We start from the raw sequence: 21,512 nt of genomic DNA, 5'->3' as shown, positions 1-21,512 counted from the left end.
TTTATTTTCATAGCAGGAAAAAACATTTTTTAACAGAATATTAAATGTTTGATTACATTTTATTGGAGTTGATAATATGTCTTTTCAAATTCGTGAAGCAACGATAGATGATATAGACGCACTTTGTTCTTTAACGAAAGAATTAAAAGGTTCCTCTATTTCCTATGAAGATATGAACAACCGCCTACAATTCGTACAAATGAGTCCGTTTGATTTTTTATATGTTTACGAGGAAGAAGAATCTATATTTGGATTACTTGGATTTCGTATACGTGAAAATTTAGAAGATGTAACACGTTATGGAGAGATTTCAATTATTAGCGTTGATTCTAACATACGACGGAAAGGCATTGGACAAGTTTTGATGGATTATGCCGAGCAATTAGCAAAGAAACATAATTGCATTGGCACATGGCTAGTTAGTGGAACAAAAAGAGTAGAAGCTCATCCTTTTTACAAAAAATTAGGTTATGAAGTAAATGGCTACCGATTTGTAAAATATTTTTAAACTACTTTATAAAGTGAAGGGACTATAACTATGACAAACATTAAAGCAATTTTCATTGATCGTGACGGTACAATTGGTGGTGACACTACAATACATTATCCAGGATCCTTTACATTATTTCCATTCACAAAAACATCCTTGCAAAAACTAAAAGCTAAAAATATAAAAATTTTCTCTTTCACAAATCAACCCGGTATCGCAGATGGAATAGCAACTGTAGCCGATTTTGTACAAGAATTAGAAGGCTTCGGTTTTGATGATATTTATGTATGTCCTCATAAACACGGTGATGGTTGTGAATGCCGTAAACCAAGTACAGGCATGCTGCTTAAAGCAGCAAAAAAACATGGACTTAATTTAACACAATGTGCTGTAGTTGGTGATCGTTGGACTGATATTGTTGCAGGAGCAAAAGTAAATGCGACTACGATTCTAGTCCGAACAGGCGCTGGGTATGATGCTTTGCATACGTACCGAGACAAATGGGCACATATTGAACCAAACTACATTGCAGATAACTTTGAAGATGCAACAAACTGGGTTTTAAATCAACTATAATACAAATGAAAATTTTGATTCACCCGAAATAATTTAAAACATAGTTAAAATAGCCTTTTTGGCAAATAATTGTATTCCACAAAACAGATCACCTCAAAAGGTAGCAAGTTCCCTTTTGATACGCAAACATTGCAATTCAAATTATATTTTTTATTAGTAACAGCAATTAACGTAAAGAAGGAATAGCTTAGTGGCTATCCCTTCTTTATTGACTTCTATTATTTACATTTGTTATCTGTTTTTATTGAGTATTCTCATCGTTTTTATACTCCAAAATATCCCCTGGCTGACACTCCAAAGCTTTACATATCGCTTCTAATGTTGAAAAACGAACCGCTTTTGCTTTCCCATTTTTCAAAATAGAAAGATTCGCCATCGTAATTCCAACCTTCTCCGAAAGCTCCGTTACACTCATTTTTCGTTTTGCTAACATGACGTCAATATTAATAATGATTGTCATATCCGCCACCTCAGACCGTCAAATCATTTTCTGATTTTATGTGAATTGCTTCTTGTAGAAGTCGTTGGAGGATAGCAGTAAAAACGGCGATAACGAGCGAAGCAAAAACGATAATGAGTCCCACTAGCCCAATAGGAGGGTCCATTTTTTTCGCTATAAAATGAAAAAGTGGCAAACTTAATACATACAAACCACTGATTGTAATTGCACAGCGCTTTATATTCTTTAACGCCTTTACTGATAATTCCGAGAACGCTGTGTTCTCATCAATGTACTGTAAAAGATTGAAAGCCTGATAAAGAGCAACGTAAAAAGGCACAGCTGCTCCATACATCACAATGAAAACAAGATATTTCATCGGAGCAATATTAGGATACAAATTTGCTGCGAAATTCGCCATTTCCGGCACTAAAAATATGCATAAAGCAAGTACTGAAATTCCAGCAAGAAAAATAATTACTTTTAAGAACGTTGTTGAACTTCGTTTAAGATTCATTTACAATACCTCACTTATTTAATGGCAACATAATTTTATCACAACATTTATTGTTTAACAATAAATAAATATCGTTTTATTTTTGTCATGTTTTTTAATTTAGGCAAAAATAAAAAAGAATTTCTCATTACAAAGAAATTCTTTTTCTTGAAAATGCCTCTTTCAACTTAATTTTTTAAAACGTTAATTCGTAATGGAAATAACGATTATCTCTCAAATAGCCATTTTCAGCGTATAATCGTTGTGCTGATAAATTATCAATCTCTGTTTGCAATTTTACACCTTTTGCTCCATTTTCTAATGCGTATTCTTTAGCAGCTTCTAATAATTTTTTACCTGTTCCGGCTCCACGCTTCGCCGCTTGTACAAATAAATCATTTAAAATCCATAATTCTTTCATTGAAATGGAAGAAAATGATGGATATAGTTGCGTGAATCCAATATATTCGCCGCCTTCAACTGCTACGAAAATAACGGACTCTTTTTTCTCAATTCGATTTCGTAAAAATACTTTTGCACCTTCTAAATCAGAATCCTGCCTATAAAACATGCGATAGTTATTAAAAACTGATGCTAGTCCATCTAAATCTGCAATTGTTGCCTCATATATTCTCATTTTACTCCATTCCCCTTCCAATACTGTCTCATTATATCCGTTGCCCATTTAGGCTGGTGTATTTCTTCTTTCGGCATAAACTCTTTCATTATTGGTTTTATATCCAATATAGGAGTGCCATCAATAGCATCTAATCCCTCAATTTACCTTCTCTTTTGATTACCTTTACAATTGTTACACCTATGCGATTTGGGCGATTTTTCCCGCGCTGTGCAAAAATACCTACTTCAGGATAATCCTTATTATTTCTAGGATGTCTAGCAAAATACTGAATTTGCTCGTCAGTTACTTTATGAAAATAAAAAACAACTTCAATATGAGAAAAATCTTCAATCCCTTGTATACTTTCTTCTGCATACATTTCAGTTAAAGTTATACGGGATCTTACTTCTCCCCACTCATCATCTTTTATTTCCTTTCTTTCATTATGTACAAATGCGATTGGTTGAACTGAAAACATACGCATTCCCCCTTAAATGTAACCACTTACATTATAAAATATTTTCTGAATGTTTTCCAGATATACGAATTAAGTTTACATAATATAATTATAATCTATTTATCTAAAGCTACCTTGACTGCTTCAATTGCATGTATATGGGTCGTATCAAATATCGGGACTGATACGTTTTCTTGCTTTATTAATAAACCTATTTCCGTACAACCTAATATAATTCCTTGTGCTCCTTCTTGTACTAATTCTTCTATAACCCTTTTATAATACTCTCTAGATTGAACTACTATTTTTCCTAAACATAATTCTGTATATATTACTTCGTTTACTTTTTCTCTATTTGTTCCTGATGGTACTATTATTTTTATATCATGCTCTTCAATACGTGACTTATAGAAATCTTGCTCCATTGTATATTTAGTTCCAAGCAGACCAACCTTTTGAATGTCTTTTCTTTTAATTTCTTTTGCAGTTGCATCAGCAATATGTAAGACTGGAATATCAATTTTCGCCTTTATTTTTCCAACTACCTTATGCATTGTATTTGTACAAATGATTATAAAGTCTGCTCCCCCCTTTTGTAATGAATATGCCGCATTCCCTAGAATTTCTCCAGCACCATCCCAATCTCCGCTAGACTGACATCGTTCAATCTCTTCAAAATCCACACTATTAATCAAACATTTTGCTGAATGTAGCCCTCCTAATCTCTCTTTTATTTCTTCATTAATAATTCGATAATATTCAGAAGTTGATTCCCAACTCATACCACCTATAAGACCTATCATTTTCATATAAACACCTACCTAAACTATTTTTATAAAACTAATAACAATGTTTTATTATGTATATTATACATAATAAAACAAGACTTTAAGTTTGGAATATAAAGTCTTGTTTTAACGGAATAATAAAGAATAATTCTACTTTCATTTCCAAGGAAATTTTTATAGAATATTCTGAAATTAACAATCTGATGTTTTTATAAATTCTTTATACTTATAATTAAAACACTCTCGATACAACTCTTTGATTTCATCATATGATGGAACACGTGGGTTATTAGCTGGGCTACCACTTTCAATTGCATCTGATGCCATTTTAGAAATAGCATTTTCAAATTCAATTTCATCGATTCCGTATTCTTTTAAATTTGGAATACGAAGATCAAAGCAAAGTTTTTTTATTTCACCAAGTGTGTAGTCTGCTACTTCCTCATCAGAATTCGAATACAAATCCTTATTTAAACTACGTCCAATTTTTGCTAACCTTTTCATTGCACTTGTTTTTGTAAACTCTAACACTGTAGGTAATAGTATGGCATTTGATATTCCATGCGGTACATGAAATAATGCTCCCACTGGCCTTGACATTCCATGAACTAATGTAACTGATGCATTAGAAAATGCAATTCCAGCTTGTAAGGAAGCAATCATCATCGCTTCTCTTGCCTCCATATTACGTCCATCTTCATATGCTATACGTAAATATTTCATAATACTTTCAATAGCTGAAAGAGCAAGTACATCTGTAAGTGGTTGTGAAACTTTAGAAATATACGCTTCAATCGCATGACATAACGCATCTATTCCTGTTGCTGCCGTAATTTGTGGGGGTAACGAACTTGTCAAAACTGGATCTATAATTGCTACTTTCGGTATAAAACTAGGATGCTTCATCATCATTTTTACATCTGTTTTTTTATTCGTAATTACTGCTACACTTGTAACTTCCGATCCAGTACCAGAAGTTGTTGGAATTGCAATAAGTGGTAGTGGATTGTTTTCTATTTTAATATCCTTTTGGACATAATCCTCAACTTCTCCACCATTTGTATATAAAACCGCTACCGCTTTCGCAGCATCAATACAACTTCCACCACCAATACCGATAATAAAATCGCACTTTTCCTCTTTACAAAGAGATAACGCTTCTAATACGTGTATATTTGTAGGCTCAGCATCCACTTTATTATATGTACTAACAGTAATACCTTTCTTATTTAATTGTTGCATACACTTTTCAACATATCCTAATTTTTCCATAATTGTATCAGTAACTATAAAAGCTCTTTTCCCTAACTTTTTTGATTGTTCTCCCAGTTTTTCAAGCGAATTCCTTCCATATAATACCGACTTTGGCATACGAAACTCAGAAACCTCTTGCAAGTCCCCCACCCCTTCTTATCCTAATTAATATTTTATAACATAAATTATCGATTTGATGAATCTTTACGATTCAAATTTTTTAATAGAGTCCTGTTAAAGTATAGAATGCGATAACTAAAAATACAGCAACCGTTTTCAAAATTGTAATAGCAAATATATCTTTATATGACTGTTTATGTGTTAATCCTGTTACTGTAAGAATAGTAATAATAGCCCCGTTATGTGGTAGTGTATCCATTCCTCCTGATGCCATTGATACGATACGGTGCATAACTTCTAATGGAATATCAAATTGATTGGCCGCTGCAATAAATTTATCTCCCATTGCACTTAATACTATTCCCATACCTCCTGATGCAGAGCCTGTAATTCCAGCTAAAATATTCGTCGTTACTGCACCATTCACTAACGGATTTGTGAAAGTAACAGAGATGCCATCTCTCATAATTGCGAAACCTGGAAGTGCTGCAATGACACCACCGAATCCAAACTCAGCTCCTGTATTCATCGTTGCAAGTAGCGCTCCACCAATACTTGTATTCAATCCAGCTTGGAAACCTGTTACTACTCGCTTCCAATATAATAATAACGTTGTTAAGATCCCTATAATAAGTGCCAATTCTACAGACCAAATTCCTACTACTGCACTTAATTCTACTTTTCCAAATGCTTTCATACCAATTGCAGAAAAATCAAAACCGCTTGGATACCACTTCGGTATCATAATAGTAAACACTTTATTCATTACACCTACTAAAATAAGTGGTATAAATGCAATAAGTTGTTGTGCTCTTGTGATTTCAATGTTATTAATTAATGGCATATTTTTTTGTTCTACTTGCAAAGATGCTGCCATTTCAGTATTTCCATCATTAAAACCAAAGTATCCTTCACCTGCCGCTTTTGCCTTCTTACGTCTACTCTCTAAATATAGTAAACCTAATGTAAGAACAAAAATTGCTCCTACAATCCCAAGTATCGGTGCAGCATAAATATCCGTTTTAAAAAATGTTGTAGGTATTACATTTTGAATTTGTGGTGATCCAGGTAACGCATCCATTGTAAACGTTACTGCTCCAAGAACAATCGTTCCAGGGATTAAACGCTTTGGAATATTAGCTTGTCGAAACAACTTAGCTGCGAACGGATAAACAGCAAACACTACTACATACACACTAACACCACTATACGTTAAAATAGCCCCCATTAATACAATCGCTAATATAGTACGTTTTTCACCAACTAACTCAATAATCGTTTTTGCGATAGAATCTGCAATTCCTGACATTTCCACTACTTTCCCAAATATTGCTCCTAATAAAAACACAGGAAAATATAATTTTATAAATCCAACCATTTTCTCCATAAAGATATTAGAAAAGAAAGGTAATACATAACTAGGTTCTGTCAAAAATACTGCAAATAATGCAAATATCGGCGCGAATAAAATAACAGAAAAACCTCTGTATGCTACGAACATAAGTAAACTTAGTGCTAATAATATAATAACTAACTCCAATTTTACCCCTCCATTAAACAGAATATTCTAAATTTTATTGATAAATTTCTACTAACCTTTTAATTCTGACATCCCTCCTCTTATTCATACAAATTTTTATGCTAAAAATGTCTAATTATAATTATTCGATTACATATGAAAAATCCCTTTAAACAGAAACGAATTCATCGTCATACGTTATAAAGGGATTGCTAGAATCTATATTTACTGCTTTATTAAATTTTTCTCTACACAAAAATGATACAGTTCTTCAACATCTTTCACTATGTAAGTCGCACTAACTTCAGTCAGTTCTTTCTCACAGCCATAGCCATATAAAACACCAATTGAAGCAATTCCATTCTGATTCGCACCTATTATATCGTGCTTTCTATCACCGATCATTATCATTTCTTCTTTATTTAGTTCTTCATTTGTTTGTAAAATATGAGCAATTATTTCTTCTTTTTTTATTCTCGTACCATCTAAATTACTTCCAATGATGTCTTCGAAATAATTCGTTAATTGAAAATGCTCTATAACTTGTTTCGCAAATACAGTGGGCTTTGAAGTTGCTACGAATATGCGATTCCCTGAACTTTTTAATTGTTGCAAGAGCTTCAGAATCCCCTCGTATACATTATTTTCAAACAATCCACGCTGCTTTAAATACTCACGGAAGTAAAAAACAGCACGTTCAACCTCTCCTTCACTCATATTATATCTCTCTATGAATGATTGCTGAATAGGAGGACCTATAAATGAATCTAACTCACTTATATGTACTTCTTCAATTCCTACTTTTTTTAATGCATATAAAACCGAGTTTACAATCCCTTCTTTCGGATCCGTTAAAGTTCCATCTAAATCAAATAGAAATGTTTTATACATGCTTCATTCCTCCACTTAATTTGCTGTATAACTAAGTGCTAACATCTCTTCCACTTCTCCCTATTATACTATCATTATCTATTTTTTCGAAAAATCAATTTCCATATGTCACATACTTTCAGTTACAAAATACGATAGATATGATACAGTAAAAAAGTTACAATTATTTTAATAGAAACTGGTGAAACAAATGTCAATTACGTTAATTTTTATAATGGCTTTCACAATTGTGATCCACGCAGTTGAAACAAGCTCTTATAGTATTCGATTAGCGGGGGTTCGTTTAAAGAAGATTGCTGTCGCATTATCCGTCGTAGGAATCGTATTACTCATTTCAAGAACGTCAAACTTACTACAAGCCTTTTTACTTGGCGGGATTGTGGACGAAGCAAAACTAGATCCTTCTATTGATTTAGAGCATATTATACGTCTTGTACTATTATCTGCTTCTATCGGTACATTGCTTGCGATTATACTGTATCCAACTTTGACAAAACTATTTGGATATGTCATTCAAAACTTTGAAACAGACGGTTCTTTCATTCGAATGATGAAAACGAATAACATTCAAAAATTAAAGTACACAAAAAAATATGTCCGCTTTCCAAAATTAGAAATGATTCATAGACTGCGTATCGGCGGTATTCCAAAGCGTATAATGCTTATTAACATGTTCGCTACTGCAATTTATACAGCGGGAGTTCTTTCCGCACTATATGCTTCTTTTTTAATTCCAGCTTTCGCAACAAAAGCCACTACAGCTTCTGGTCTTATTAATGGTTTTGCTACTATTTTATTAACAGTGCTACTAGATCCACGTATTGCTCTTTTAACAGAGCGAGCTCTTCAATCAGAAGAAGGTGCTGAAGCAATGAGTAAAATGTATGCTTGGCTAATGATTTCTAGACTTTTTGGTACATTACTTGCTCAACTGTTATTCATACCAGGTGCTTACTGGATTACATGGATTATAAAGCTTATGAATTAAATTTACTCTCTAAAAAAAAGCAGGTGAGATAACAAATGACTATACAAACAGAACAAGATATCATTCGCTTAATAGAAAACGACGAATGGATGATGAATGTATTACAAATGGCAAAATCACTAGAGTTACCTGATTGGTGGATTTGTGCCGGATTTGTTCGTTCTAAAATTTGGGATACTTTACATGACTATGAAGCTAAAACGGCTATGCCTGATGTTGATGTAATTTATTATGATAGTCTACATCAAGATGAGATATACGAACAATCATTAGAAACGAAATTAATGAATATTGATGCTACTATCCCTTGGTCTGTAAAAAATCAAGCTCGTATGCATGTAGTGAATAATATGCCACCATATTCTTCTTCTGTTGATGCTATTTCTAAATTTCCTGAAACAGCAACGGCATTAGGAGTTACACTTGATGAACTAAACAACGTCATATTAACAGCCCCATGTGGTATTGAAGATGTCCTTTCCTTACAAGTGAGACCAACAGCTCATTTTCTTGAATCGAAAGAACGATTACATATGTACAAAAACAGAGTTATAAAAAAGAATTGGCAAAGTAAGTGGCCTAACATCACAATCACATATCCAGAAATATAGAAAGGGTGCCTCTCATTTATAGAAGCACCCTTTTCTTCATTTCAAAAAATGTATGACTGTTTCTGCAAACCTATCTGCTTCCTCATAATGAGGTGAATGACCGCTCTCTTCAAATACGATATACTTGCCGTTTCGGGCATCTTTATTAAATGTTTTAATTTGTTCTTCACACGTTACTACATCATGTTTTCCTACAATTAATAACATTGGATTCTGTACTTCTTTTATTTTATATAATAATGATGTATGACATGCACCCTCTAATTTTAATCTATCAAAATGAATTTGAGAGCGATTTGAAAATACTTCCCACTCTTCATCGCTATATAAACTATAGTCTGTCTCATCTTCCTTATAATTGTAAATCTCCATTCTTTTTTCTTCTAATTCAGCGCTTAATCTTATATAGGCTTCTAACAACTCTTCTGAACTAGCATAGCTAGATGAATAAGCAAAGCACTCTTTTGCTACTTCTTCTTTTTCATGCTTTTTTAATAAATATCCTGTTTTTTGTAATAAAGCTCTACTTGTTAATGCAAAGTCGAAAGTTGGCCCTTCAAATATTATTTTCTCTATTGAACTTGGATATATCGACGCATATAACAATGCTAAATAGCCACCGAAAGAATGTCCAATTACAGACCACTTTTCAATTTGTAATGCTTTTCTTAGTTCCTCACAGTCTTCAATCAAATCATTTAATCCAAAAGCTTCGTCTTCAGTAATTTCTTCTGAGCGACAAACACCTCTTTGATCTATCATAATTACATATAGAGAATCTTTTAAACGTTCCGCTTGATGAAATGAAAAATCATAACAACTTTCTCCTGGTCCACCATGCAAGTATAAGACTGGCTTATTTTTAGGATTTCCATGTGTTTCAACGTATAGCTTTTTCCCTCTAATATTCATGTATTTCCCTGCTTCTATCAAATTTTCCTTTATGATCACCACCCCTTTTTTACTGAATATTATAACATTTAATATTAAATAATTCCTATTACATTTAAGAAGACGATAATTATTGCAAGTGGTGCTACAAATCGAAGTAAAAATGCCCAACAAGTAAATACTTTCTTTCCATAATTTCCACCTACAAAAAACTCTGCTTCTAGTACCTTCTTCTCCATTTTGAATGAAACGAAAATACTAATAAATAGTGCTCCAAGTGGCATTAATATATTACTAGATAAGAAGTCTACCGCATCAAAAATATTCTTTCCGAAAATCGTAATATCACTCCATACTCCAAATGATAACGCTGATGGTATACCTACTAAGAAAATGCCGAAACCGATCAGCCATGATAATTTCGTTCTCTTTTCTTGTTCACCATTTGCTAATGCTGAAACAACAGTTTCTAGTAGAGAAAATGCTGATGTTAATGTCGCAAATGTAAATAGTGCAAGAAATACTGTTAAGAAAAACCCACCAAATGGAATTTGACTAAATACAGATGGTAATACGATAAATAGTAATCCAGGTCCTTCTGTTGGCTCCATTCCTAATGAAAATACGGCTGGAAAAATAGCAAGACCTGCAAATAATGAAACAAATAAATTTAATCCAACAATTGTTATTGCTGATTTTGGTAAACTTTCTTTTTTATTTAAATAGGAACTATACGTAACCATAATTGAAATCCCGATACTAATTGCAAAGAATGATTGCCCCATTGCGAACAAAATACTTTCCGAAGTAATCTTTGAGAAATCTGGTTGTAAGAAAAACTTCACACCTTTCATTGCATCATCAAGTGTTAACGAACGAATAATAAGAGCGACAAATAAAACGAACAATGCTGGCAACATATATTTACTTGCTTTTTCAATTCCGTTTTGTACACCCTTTGATACAACCCATATCGTAATGAACATAAAAGCGAAATGTCCCATAATAGCCCAAGTGGGATTCCCAATTGTTTCAGTAAATAACGCACCGTAATTTTGTCCTGGAGTAATCAGTTGTCCAGTTATTCCTCTGAATAAATAAATTAATACCCATCCACCTACAACACTATAAAACGAAAGTAGTATAAAACACGTTCCAACGCCAAGGCGTCCGATCCAGTGCCATCCTGTATTTGGTGCGATGCTTTTAAATGCTCCAACTGCTTGTTTCTGCGTACTGCGTCCAATCATAAATTCAGCTATAAGTAGCGGTAGTCCAATTAAAACAGTAAATAATATAAAGATTAAAAAGAACGCTCCTCCCCCACTCTTCCCAGCGATATAAGGAAACTTCCATATCGCACCAAGTCCAATTGCTGATCCGGCTGCTGCCATTATAAAACCTAATTTCGAAGTCCATTGCTCCGTCTGTTTCATCTCATTTTCCTCCTAATTAAATCTTTTTATGTAAATAAATAAATTTTATAAACCTATTCAAATAAACCCTCCATTTCTTCTTCCATATAATAAAAAAATGGCCTAGCATCTCTATATAAAGAGACGCTAAGCCATTTACTTAACGCGGTACCACCCTTATTGATTCCATTATGAATCCACCTTAGTAGTAATCGTTTGATTACAAACCTAATATCGAAGGTTAACCGTTAAGATTTACTAAGAATGTGATTCCGTTCCACCTTACTGCTCCTAGGCGAGTTCAGGATGTCATTTGACTATGTCGCACCAACCCATAGCTCTCTGCACAAATACATGACCTTACTACTCCTATTCAACACATTGTAATATTTAGAATATATTTTCTTTTGAAATTAATATGAAGTATATCGGTTATATTTGTAACTGTCAAGGGGTATATTGATTTTTTTGTCGAAATGGTTCATATTTCAACTGACTTTTACTAAGCTTATTAGAAAAAGAAAGAATCTATATTTTCACCTTTTCAAACGAACTATAAAAAAAGAATCTTCGCGATAATCGCGAAGATTCTTTTTACGGTATGAGACGAGTACAATCTCTCGGAAAAGCACTCGCCTCTCGTACATTTGTTAATTCTAAAAGTTTATATACAACCCTTTCTAACCCAATTCCGAAACCTCCATGTGGTGGACAACCGTATCGGAATGTATTTAAATAAGATTGAAATTTATCTGGGTGTAATCCTTTTTCTTTAAACGAAGCGAGTAACATTTCATAATTATGAATTCGCTGTGCCCCTGACGTTATTTCTAATCCTTTATATAATAAGTCGAATGAATCAGTAATAGCTGGATTCTCTTTATTCGGCATCGTATACATCGGTCTCGCTTTTTTCGGATAATGCGTAATAAAAACAAATTCACTATTATATATTTCCTTCACATATTTCCCTAGTAACTTTTCACCTTCTGTATCTAAATCCCCTACAGGAGATTCTTTACGATACTTACTTTTCAAAATTTCTTGTGCTTCTAACAATGTAATTTTAGGTATTTCAGTAATAACAGGTACTTCTATTTGTAATAGTTGTAGTTCTATTTCACATTTTTTCGCTACTTGTTGAAACATATATCGTAAAACATCCGTTTCTAGTTGCATCACTTCATAAAAATCATGAATAAAACCAAGCTCTAAGTCTAACGATATATATTCATTCAAATGACGGGAAGAATTATGATGTTCCGCTCTATATACAGGTGCAATTTCAAAAACTCGTTCTAACCCACCTGCCACCATCATTTGCTTATAGAACTGTGGTGATTGTGCTAAATAAGCTTCTTTTTGGAAGTATGGAAGCTTAAAAACATTTGCTCCTCCTTCTGCCCCTTGCGAAACAATTTTCGGCGTAAAGATCCGTGTGAAATCGTTCTCTATAAGAAATTCACTAAAGCTCTGAACGAGTGTAGATTTCACTTTAAAAATCGCTGCGGTTCGCTCATGCCTTAATGATATTACTCGCTCATTAAGTAGTTGATCTAAGCCAACTTGTAACTTCTTTTTATTTATTTCAAATGGAAGTGGCTCTGCACCGTTTATTACTTTCACTTCATGAGCAAGTACTTCAACACCCAATTCTGTTTTCGATGTCTCGACTATTTCACCAATTACGTGGACGACACTTTCTACATCAACTTTATATCCAGCCAATTCATTTTCTAATACACATTGAATTACTCCTGTTCTGTCCCGTAATAATAAAAAACTAACATTTCCAAGGTGTCGAATCTTTTTTACCCATCCTTGAAGTAATACAACCTTTCCACTTTGCTTTGTACATTCTTTTGTGAGTGAACGCTTCATTATTGAATCCATTATTTTTCCCTCCAGTAATTTTATATTTATTTACGTTATTGTTGTCATCGTCATCATCCACGGTCACTCACCCCCTTTCAAAGAATACAAAAATCCGCCCCTATAAATAGGGACGGATTTTTTCCGCGGTACCACCCAAATTGTCATATTGACCATCTTAGCCCTGATAACGGTAGGTACCGTTTGCTTTTACTAATAATCACGTTCAAAGCAACACTCACAGGTGTCTTTCCATCATGCGGTATCGCAACCTTCCCAGCAATCGGCTGCTCTCTGTAGACCTTTGCACCATGTACTTTTCCTGATCATCACTTTTTATATTTACAGAGTATTCTAACTCCTCACCTTATAAAACGCAAGCTTTTTTTGAAACATTCTGGTTTTATAACTCCTAACTTCTTCTAAATTGTGAAAAGTTAATTTTGTAATACATATTCTTATGTATTAAATCCAAAATTACACCTTTAATATTTTCCAATTTTTACATAAAAACTAATTCATTTACGCATATTAATAAAAATTTTAAAGCGAGGTGTGTATATGCAAAAAGCAATTAGTTTCTTTCTCCTTTTGTTTTGCTTAATTGTAGTAAACGAAACGTATGCCTATTCACCAAAATCTTTACCAATCTCTCAAAACTCTGATCAATGGCAAGTGAATATTGATAAACCGAAAAAAACAAACAAGAATATGCTTCAAGCTAAAAAAGATGAATTTCAAACATATCATTTTTCAGTAAAGAATGTCGGGAATAGTGAAGTATATAATGTAAACGTCGAAGTATTCCGCAACGAACCAAATAAGAAAACGAAATATGAACTCTTTTCCCTAAAGGAAAGTCGTTTGGCAAGTGGAAAAACTGGATTTGAACACGCTAATTTACCCGTTGCTACAAAAGCAGATGAAGTTGATGTTATTATTACATGGCAAGAACACCCATTCCAATCGATGCGAAATGGTCAAAAAGTTGAATCTAGAAAATTTAAAGAGCATTTTGTTTTTAAAGAAGCTAAAAAGTAAATGGGATACGGATATATTCACACTATCATTGATATAGCTTTATTTACTAGTACCAGTTCGTAAGCAAATTAAAAAGTCGTGGCTTATAATGCCACGACTTTTTATATTAATTCGTACTAATGCCTCTCGCTGCCCAAATGCGATCGATATCAGCAGCATGTTGTCCGCCATATAAAAGAGCATCCGCTTGCTTAATCGCTTTCGCTCCATCACTGAATTTAGAGTTTGGTGTTAATGACCAGTGTGATTGTAAAATGATTTTTGTTGCTACATCACGGCCAAAAGCTTGTGCCATTTCGTATTGGCCTTGAGCCCAAATTTCACCATCATCATGCACTTCATTCGTTATATCTTTCGGATATACTTTATTCGTATCTAATCGGCGTAAGCATGTTGGATCTGAACTAGAATAAGCTGTCGCATCCCATTCTCCAACACATGCTTTACCATATCCAGTAGTCGATACTGCATCTTCATATGTAGCACCTAAGAAGTCGCCAAATCCTTCTCCCATCGCTCCACCTTCTGCTGAACTACCAAAGCCAGGAACTTGGTTATCTTGAATCGAATGCCCATATTCATGTGCGATAATACCAGCATCTTCTGCATCATCAACACCGCCAGTACCGAAAGTCAAAGCTTTTGTTGATGGAGAATAGAATGAGTTATCATCAGTTGTACCATTAACATTCACTTTTATCGAACGGTTATTAATATTTTTAAAACCTAGACTTTGAATGTAACGTTGCAATGTGTCGATATGATAGTACGACATAACATCTTCAAAGCTATCATTTGCGCGTGTATAGTTAAATTGTAAATTCGTAGATTTTGTTTTCGCTTTTGAAGAAATCGTTACATATTCTCCAATTAAAAATCCTGTTCCATCTAAACCTTTTAACGTAACAGTTTTCAGTTGGTTCGTTAGAGCTGTTGAATCTGCATCGTTATTATCTTTTAAGCCTACTTTACTACCGCTAGATACGACTGGGTTAGGTAAAAATACTTTTCCTGACCCTTCAGCTTTTCGGTTTATATCAACCTTTTTAATTAACTTTCCATTTTCTGCATCAATAAATGTTTCCCATGCACCAAATGGATTATTAGAATGGACTACAACTTTATATACTGGACGAGCAATTCCTTCTTCAACAATATATCCGAACTCTTTATCTGTAGGAGCCCATAAATTTTGCTCACTTGCTTCTCCAACATACGCCATTGATTTTTGTATTGCATCTTTTTCACTAATTTTTGTCGTTACTTCCTTCACACCTGTAACAGGCTGATAATCAGAAACAGCGAGTACTCCCTTTCCCTCTCCGTTAAGCGTAACTGTTATTTGTTTTGAAAATACAGGTGCACCATTAACAACTTGTTGGAACCTAACATATGAAGCTACTGACGTTTCTGTTGTAGAAATATATTGCAAGTCTGAAAGATCTGTTTTCAATCCATACTGCGCAGCATTTTCTTTTAAATATTCAGTTGCTTTTTTCTGTGGCGAATAAGCTTCTAACTTTACTTGCTGTTGTTTTTCCAATGCCGAAACCGTAGAAATTGTCCCCATTACTAACGGCACAGTCATTGCCATTGCCACCATTTTTTTATTAAACATAGAACCACTCCCCCTAATAAAGTAGCTCAACCTTATCCCATTACCACTAGGCAATGATTCCCCGCAAAACGGATGGATAAAAATTGAATCTACGAGTAATTCTCTATGAACACTTCTATTACCTTTCCATTTAGGGTAAGTGAAATTTTCTCAATATTTATGTGTAAAGTGAACACAATACTTTAGAAAGAAATTTCTAAATCCATTCCTTATCCCTAAAGCTTTTCATATTACTGTTTAAAAAAATAGCCTATTTTTACCTAACGGTAGGTTGAAAAAATCACTTGTAAATGATACGATTTAAATAACCTTTTTTTAGGAGGATCTATATGAGTAAAAGTGAAGAAACACTCTCTTCAATAATGGAAGCAAGTTATCGCCTTTTTGCTACGTACGGTATTGTTAAAACAACTTATACAATGATTGGTGAGGAGGTTGGTATCGCAAAACCATCTATATATTACTACTTTAAGTCTAAAGATGCTTTAATTGAATGTATTTTTACTGAATTATGTAAAGCTATGCAGTTCTCTTCGTATTTCCATACAGAAGAGTTTACAAAATCAAATTTTATTGAAAAATGTATTGCAATTGGCCTTAAAATAATTGATGAACAGCGAAACGACCCTTATTTTAACCGAGTGCTACAAGAATATGTATTACTATCTTCAAGAAACAAGATGTACAAAGATCGATTACTAACTGTGCAAACAGAATATTTACATGGATTTGAAGTACTCCTTACAAAAGCAAATGAACTTCAATTAATTGAAAATAAAAATCTAGTTTCAAAAGCTCATATGTTAGCATTAGTGCTTGATAATATCGGAAATTTTATGATGATTGATGCAAAGATAGATTATAAACAAATTTGGATTGAAGCTGTAAATAACATTTTTGAAAGAAGGGGTTGAAGTGAATATAAAAAAACGCATTATCGGCTTAGATTTTGCTAGAGCTTGGGCGATGTTTGGTATGCTACTTGTTAATTTCATGGTGATAACAGGTGCAGAAGGAAATGGTCCCCCTTTTTTAATAACCTTCATGTCACTATTTGAAGGTAGAGCCTCTGCTTTGTTTGTTATACTTGCTGGCATCGGTATAACTTTAATGACTAGGTCAGCCGTTGCTAGCAATGAACAAATAAAAATTTCTAATAGCCGAAAGACCATATGGAAACGATCACTTTTCTTATTTATTTTAGGATTACTACTATATGTAATGGAGTGGACTGGGGATATATTACACTACTATGGTGTTTACCTTTTCGTTGCTGCATTACTCATGACAGTACGCAAAAAACTATTACTTTTTCTTTCTATCATTATTTTATTGTTCGCACAATCTCTTCAGCTTACTTTCAATACTTTCGAGGGTTGGGTAGGTCCAACTCCATTTATAAATTATGTAGACTTCTGGACAATAAAGGGTTTTCTTCGCAACTTATTCTTTAATGGCTATCACCCTATTTTCCCTTGGTTCTCGTTCTTCTTAATCGGTATGTTAATTGGCAGGTTAGATCTTCATAATAAAAAAATAAAAAAAAGATTACTCTTACTCGGTATTACAATCACAATATTGACAGAACTTTTATCAAAAGGACTTACACACTTTTTTATTCCATACATCGGCAGAGAGGCCGCCACATTTTTATTTAATACAGGACCCATCTTACCAAATGTATTATATATTTTATCTGCTACAGGATCCTCTATTGCTATATTAATCATTTGCCTCTATATCGCTGAAAAATATAGAAATAATTGGTTTGTCACTTCCATTGTACAAACAGGACAATTAACATTAACTCATTATGTCAGTCATGTATTTATCGGTATTGGGACATTAATTCTATTAAATAGAATGGAAAATCAATCACTACTATTCGTTTTATTATTTGCTACTGCATTTTTCATTTTCAGCATTTTAATTAGTGTGTTATGGAGAAAGAAATTTTCTAGAGGTCCTATCGAATGGATTATGAGGAAATTAGCCGGATAAATTTCCATCATACAAGAAGGAAGTTGGAATCATTCCAACTTCCTTCTCCTTTAATGAGCCGCGCTTAATTTAATTCGAACTTTCGTTTCACCTAAAGAAAGTTCATCGTCTTCGTTCGTTAAGTGACCAAATGTAAATTGTTTAACGAGTAAGTTTTCTTCCAATAAATCTTTATGGTTCGTTAACGTTCGCTGTAGCTCTACTTCTGTATCAAGAATAACATCCACTCGTAAATTAACTGGTAAATTCAACTGTTTACGATATTCTTGAACCGCACGAATGAATTCACGCGCTACTCCTTCTTGCAACAATTCTTCCGTTACATTCGTATCTAACATAACCGTATATTGTCCGTTAGTCGTATTAGAGAATCCTGATTTTGCAACTTTCTCAACTAACACATCTTCAGCAGTTACAACTACTTCTTCTCCTGGTGTTGCTTCGTAAACTGCTCTTCCTGTTGATACAAAGTTTTGTACTTCTTCTTGTGATAATTGTTTTAGCCAACCATTCACTGCATTCACATTTTTACCGAATTTCGGCCCCGCTGTTTTAAAATTAAGCTTCAATTGATATGATGTGTATTTTGTTTCATCGAGTTCAACATGGAATGCTTTTACATTTAACTCATCCATAACGATATCACGATAAGATTCCCAATCCATATCATTCTCGTTATGCTCAAGTAATACAAGTTCTGCTAGCGGCTGTTTTACTTTTAAAGAATGCTGATTACGGTTACTTCTTCCAAGTTCAACAACTTGTAAAACAGCATCCATTTCCGCTTCTAATTTCGGTTGAAGTAGTGATTCATTTACAACTGGATAATCAGCTAAATGAACGCTGCCTCCTTCTAAATTTAGATGAATGTCTTCCGCGACAAACGGTGTAAATGGTGCAATTAATTTACTAATTGTTACAAGCACTTCATGAAGTGTCTCATACGCAGCTGCTTTCTCAGCGTTCATACCAGATTCCCAGAAACGATTACGTGAGCGTCTTACATACCAGTTACTCACTTCATCTACAAGTGCTGCAATTTCACGAGCTGCATTCGTAAATTGATAATCATCAAGTGCAGTTCTTACTTTTTTCGTTGTACTATGCAATCTTGATAATACCCATTCGTCTAATTTTGTAAGCCTTACATCATACGTTTCTTTCGGATTATATTCATCTAAATTTGCATATAAAACGTAGAAGCTATACACATTGACTAATGTATCTACAAATTTAGATTTCGCTTCCAGTACTGTTCTTTCAGAAAAACGCTTCGCATTCCACGGGGCACTATCAACAAGTAAAGCCCATCTTAGCGCATCTGCACCAAATTTATCTACTAAATCAACTGGATCTAGTGCATTTCCTTTGCTTTTAGACATTTTCTGCCCTTCTTCATCTAAAACATGCCCTAGTGATAACACTCGTTTATACGGTACTTTTCCTGTATATAGTGCTGATACTGCTAATAAACTATAAAACCAGCCGCGTGTTTGATCAATTCCTTCAGCAATAACATCCGCTGGAAACTGCTCTTCAAATAACTCTTTATTTTCAAATGGGTAATGATATTGTGCAAATGGCATAGAACCACTATCAAACCAAACATCAATCACTTCTGGTGTACGATTCATTGTGCCTCCGCATTTCCCGCAGCACACTTGCACTTCATCTACATAAGGCTTATGCAATTCCAAATCTTCTGGTGTTTCTTTCGTACTATGCTTTCTTAATTCGGCAATGCTTTTCGGTGCGAACTGATGATCACAACTTTCACATTCCCACACGTTTAATGGCGTTCCCCAATATCTATTTCGGCTAATATTCCAGTCCACCATATTTTCTAAAAACTTACCAAAGCGCCCATGTTTCATATGATCCGGATACCAAGTAACAGAATCATTATTTTGTAAAAATGTATCTTTAATTGCAGTTGTTCGGATTAACCAACTTTCTCCTGCATAATAAAGTAGTGGTGAATCACAACGCCAGCAATGCGGATAGCTATGTTCATATTTTTCTTTATGATACAGTAAACCTTCCTTCGCTAAATAACGAACGATATCCACGTCACAATCTTTTACAAATTTCCCTTTCAAAAATGGTACTGCCTCTGTATACTCACCTTTTTCATCTACAACGTGCAAGAATGACAAGCCTTCACTTTGAACAACTCTATAATCGTCCTCTCCATATGCTGGAGCAATATGAACAAGTCCTGTACCACTATCTCCCGTTACAAAATCTGCTGCAATAACGCGGTAACCATTTGTAACTTCTTTCATCGGAAATGGCGCTGTATAAGATGTGTTTAATAATTCTTCGCCTTTATGAACAGATAATACTTCATAGTTCTCTTTTAATACTTCTTGTACACGTTCTTTCGCAACAATGTATACATGACTTTCTTGTTTTGCTTTAACGTATTCCATATTTGGATGGACAGCAAGCGCAACGTTTGCTGGAAGTGTCCAAGGTGTTGTGGTCCAACCTAAGAAATACTCATTTTCACTATCTTTCACTTTAAACTTCACAGTTGCACTTAAATCTTTTACTGTTTTATACCCTTGTGCAACCTCATGTGAGCTCAATGAGGTTTGGCAGCTTGGGCAGTATGGTGAAACTCTATGTCCTTTATATAACAATCCTTTTTCATGGATTGTCCCCAAAATATGCCATACACTTTCGATATATGGATTCTTTAAAGTTACATATGGATCATCCATATCTACCCAATAACCAATACTTTCAGTGAATTCACGCCACTGCTTCTCATATGTGAAAACACTCTCTTTACACTTTTGAATAAATGGTTCAATACCATATTCTTCGATCTCATGTTTACCAGAAATACCAAGTTGCTTCTCAACGCCTAATTCTACAGGTAAACCATGTGTATCCCATCCCGCTTTTCTTAACACTTTATAACCAGCCATCGTTTTATATCTTGCTACTAAATCTTTAATTGTTCGTCCAAGTGCATGACCTACATGCGGTAGTCCGTTCGCCGTTGGTGGTCCTTCATAAAATACGAAAGACTGTGCGCCTTCTCGATTCTGAATTGATTGTTCGAAAATATTTTGTTCGTTCCACTGTTTGCGAATTCGCATTTCTCTTCCTACAGCTGATTCTTTTACATCTACTTTTTCCATATACAATCACTCCTTTGAATATTTTAAAACACACAAAAAACCCGTCCCTATAAAGTAGGGACGGGTTTACCCGCGATACCACCCTAATTCTATTAGCATTTTCACTAATAGCACTTAGCAACGTACTATCATACGTGTTCTTTGTAACGGTAGACATCCGTCCGGGCTTACTTACTTTCAGCCTCGGCTCCTCGGAGATGATTTTCAAATAACGTCTGCACACCGGCTTTCAGCAATATACCGGCTCTCTGGAGAACAGCTCACTATTTTACTC

General features: G+C 34.2%; 19 protein-coding genes, 1 pseudogene and 3 other annotated features (1 of these 23 only partly in view). Of the genes and pseudogenes, 7 read left to right on the top strand and 13 right to left on the bottom strand.

Annotated features, from left to right (window positions below; genetic code table 11):
• Window positions 1–76 precede the first annotated feature (76 nt).
• Both GBN91_RS19195 and GBN91_RS19190 read left to right on the top strand, forming a co-directional pair.
• The gene (locus GBN91_RS19195) at window positions 77–508 is read left to right on the top strand and encodes a GNAT family N-acetyltransferase (RefSeq protein WP_006925122.1); all 432 of its coding nucleotides are present in this window, start codon (window positions 77–79) and stop codon (window positions 506–508) included.
• 30 nt (window positions 509–538) lie between these two features.
• Window positions 539–1,066, top strand: a complete 528-nt coding sequence (locus GBN91_RS19190; protein ID WP_000181785.1) for an HAD-IIIA family hydrolase — start codon at window positions 539–541, stop codon at window positions 1,064–1,066.
• Between the two features lie 241 nt (window positions 1,067–1,307).
• Here the strand turns inward: GBN91_RS19190 and GBN91_RS19185 are convergent, their stop codons facing one another.
• The 8 genes and pseudogenes from GBN91_RS19185 to GBN91_RS19150 all read right to left on the bottom strand — a co-directional run bounded on the left by GBN91_RS19185 (window position 1,308) and on the right by GBN91_RS19150 (window position 7,649).
• The gene (locus GBN91_RS19185; protein WP_000152534.1) at window positions 1,308–1,526 is read right to left on the bottom strand and encodes a helix-turn-helix domain-containing protein; all 219 of its coding nucleotides are present in this window, start codon (window positions 1,524–1,526) and stop codon (window positions 1,308–1,310) included.
• 10 nt (window positions 1,527–1,536) lie between these two features.
• On the bottom strand, window positions 1,537–2,022 hold the full coding sequence (locus GBN91_RS19180) for a DUF2975 domain-containing protein (RefSeq protein ID WP_149215371.1): 486 nt from the start codon (window positions 2,020–2,022) through the stop codon (window positions 1,537–1,539).
• Between the two features lie 175 nt (window positions 2,023–2,197).
• A complete protein-coding gene (locus tag GBN91_RS19175; protein ID WP_006925117.1) occupies window positions 2,198–2,638 on the bottom strand; it encodes a GNAT family N-acetyltransferase in 441 nt (146 codons plus the stop codon).
• Window positions 2,635–3,098, bottom strand: a pseudogene (locus GBN91_RS19170) (SAM-dependent methyltransferase). Before GBN91_RS19170 ends, GBN91_RS19175 begins: the two are co-directional and overlap by 4 nt.
• A 95-nt stretch (window positions 3,099–3,193) precedes the next feature.
• The gene (locus tag GBN91_RS19165; RefSeq protein ID WP_152122040.1) at window positions 3,194–3,886 is read right to left on the bottom strand and encodes an aspartate/glutamate racemase family protein; all 693 of its coding nucleotides are present in this window, start codon (window positions 3,884–3,886) and stop codon (window positions 3,194–3,196) included.
• 171 nt (window positions 3,887–4,057) lie between these two features.
• Window positions 4,058–5,260, bottom strand: a complete 1,203-nt coding sequence (locus GBN91_RS19160) for an iron-containing alcohol dehydrogenase (RefSeq protein WP_006925116.1) — start codon at window positions 5,258–5,260, stop codon at window positions 4,058–4,060.
• 79 nt (window positions 5,261–5,339) lie between these two features.
• Window positions 5,340–6,779, bottom strand: a complete 1,440-nt coding sequence (locus tag GBN91_RS19155) for a GntP family permease (RefSeq protein ID WP_070179280.1) — start codon at window positions 6,777–6,779, stop codon at window positions 5,340–5,342.
• Window positions 6,780–6,983: 204 nt separating this feature from the next.
• Window positions 6,984–7,649, bottom strand: coding sequence for an HAD family hydrolase (locus GBN91_RS19150; RefSeq protein WP_000278481.1), 666 nt, complete (start codon window positions 7,647–7,649; stop codon window positions 6,984–6,986).
• A gap of 190 nt (window positions 7,650–7,839) precedes the next feature.
• Here GBN91_RS19150 and GBN91_RS19145 point away from each other — a divergent pair, with 190 nt between their 5' ends.
• Both GBN91_RS19145 and GBN91_RS19140 read left to right on the top strand, forming a co-directional pair.
• Complete coding sequence (locus GBN91_RS19145; RefSeq protein WP_000028911.1) at window positions 7,840–8,637, top strand: lipid II flippase Amj family protein; 798 nt, start codon at window positions 7,840–7,842, stop codon at window positions 8,635–8,637.
• A gap of 35 nt (window positions 8,638–8,672) precedes the next feature.
• A complete protein-coding gene (locus GBN91_RS19140; protein WP_006922721.1) occupies window positions 8,673–9,248 on the top strand; it encodes a nucleotidyltransferase family protein in 576 nt (191 codons plus the stop codon).
• A 36-nt stretch (window positions 9,249–9,284) separates the two neighbouring features.
• Here the strand turns inward: GBN91_RS19140 and GBN91_RS19135 are convergent, their stop codons facing one another.
• The 3 genes from GBN91_RS19135 to aspS all read right to left on the bottom strand — a co-directional run bounded on the left by GBN91_RS19135 (window position 9,285) and on the right by aspS (window position 13,447).
• Window positions 9,285–10,160, bottom strand: a complete 876-nt coding sequence (locus GBN91_RS19135) for an alpha/beta fold hydrolase (protein WP_149215369.1) — start codon at window positions 10,158–10,160, stop codon at window positions 9,285–9,287.
• A gap of 74 nt (window positions 10,161–10,234) precedes the next feature.
• Window positions 10,235–11,575 carry a sodium-dependent transporter gene (locus tag GBN91_RS19130; protein WP_086411911.1) on the bottom strand — a complete coding sequence of 447 codons (1,341 nt, stop codon included), beginning with the start codon at window positions 11,573–11,575 and terminating at the stop codon, window positions 10,235–10,237.
• Between the two features lie 116 nt (window positions 11,576–11,691).
• Window positions 11,692–11,940: a binding site (T-box leader), on the bottom strand.
• A 208-nt stretch (window positions 11,941–12,148) separates the two neighbouring features.
• Window positions 12,149–13,447: an aspartate--tRNA(Asn) ligase gene (gene aspS / locus GBN91_RS19125; protein WP_086411910.1), complete on the bottom strand. Its 1,299-nt coding sequence runs from the start codon at window positions 13,445–13,447 to the stop codon at window positions 12,149–12,151.
• A gap of 105 nt (window positions 13,448–13,552) precedes the next feature.
• Window positions 13,553–13,765, bottom strand: a binding site (T-box leader).
• Window positions 13,766–13,987: 222 nt separating this feature from the next.
• On the opposite strand from aspS, the gene GBN91_RS19120 reads away from it, so the two are divergent.
• A complete protein-coding gene (locus GBN91_RS19120) occupies window positions 13,988–14,467 on the top strand; it encodes a hypothetical protein (protein ID WP_001167910.1) in 480 nt (159 codons plus the stop codon).
• Between the two features lie 106 nt (window positions 14,468–14,573).
• Here GBN91_RS19120 and GBN91_RS19115 read toward each other — a convergent pair whose 3' ends face one another.
• The gene (locus GBN91_RS19115; RefSeq protein ID WP_000482274.1) at window positions 14,574–16,085 is read right to left on the bottom strand and encodes a M36 family metallopeptidase; all 1,512 of its coding nucleotides are present in this window, start codon (window positions 16,083–16,085) and stop codon (window positions 14,574–14,576) included.
• Between the two features lie 329 nt (window positions 16,086–16,414).
• On the opposite strand from GBN91_RS19115, the gene GBN91_RS19110 reads away from it, so the two are divergent.
• Both GBN91_RS19110 and GBN91_RS19105 read left to right on the top strand, forming a co-directional pair.
• Window positions 16,415–16,999 carry a TetR/AcrR family transcriptional regulator gene (locus GBN91_RS19110; RefSeq protein ID WP_000045224.1) on the top strand — a complete coding sequence of 195 codons (585 nt, stop codon included), beginning with the start codon at window positions 16,415–16,417 and terminating at the stop codon, window positions 16,997–16,999.
• Between the two features lies 1 nt (window position 17,000).
• Window positions 17,001–18,086 carry a DUF418 domain-containing protein gene (locus tag GBN91_RS19105; RefSeq protein WP_001022158.1) on the top strand — a complete coding sequence of 362 codons (1,086 nt, stop codon included), beginning with the start codon at window positions 17,001–17,003 and terminating at the stop codon, window positions 18,084–18,086.
• Between the two features lie 50 nt (window positions 18,087–18,136).
• Here the strand turns inward: GBN91_RS19105 and ileS are convergent, their stop codons facing one another.
• Window positions 18,137–21,238 (bottom strand): isoleucine--tRNA ligase, encoded by a 3,102-nt coding sequence (ileS, locus tag GBN91_RS19100; protein WP_044306552.1) that lies wholly within the window; start codon window positions 21,236–21,238, stop codon window positions 18,137–18,139.
• A 53-nt stretch (window positions 21,239–21,291) separates the two neighbouring features.
• Window positions 21,292–21,512, bottom strand: a binding site (T-box leader); it runs 20 nt beyond the window's last position.

The sequence above is a fragment of the Bacillus sp. B1-WWTP-T-0.5-Post-4 genome, from assembly GCF_009183795.1.
Classification (GTDB): Bacteria; Bacillota; Bacilli; order Bacillales; family Bacillaceae_G; genus Bacillus_A; species Bacillus_A cereus.
Note: the sequence above shows the minus strand (reverse complement) of the source record. Positions and strands in the feature narration are given on the sequence as shown.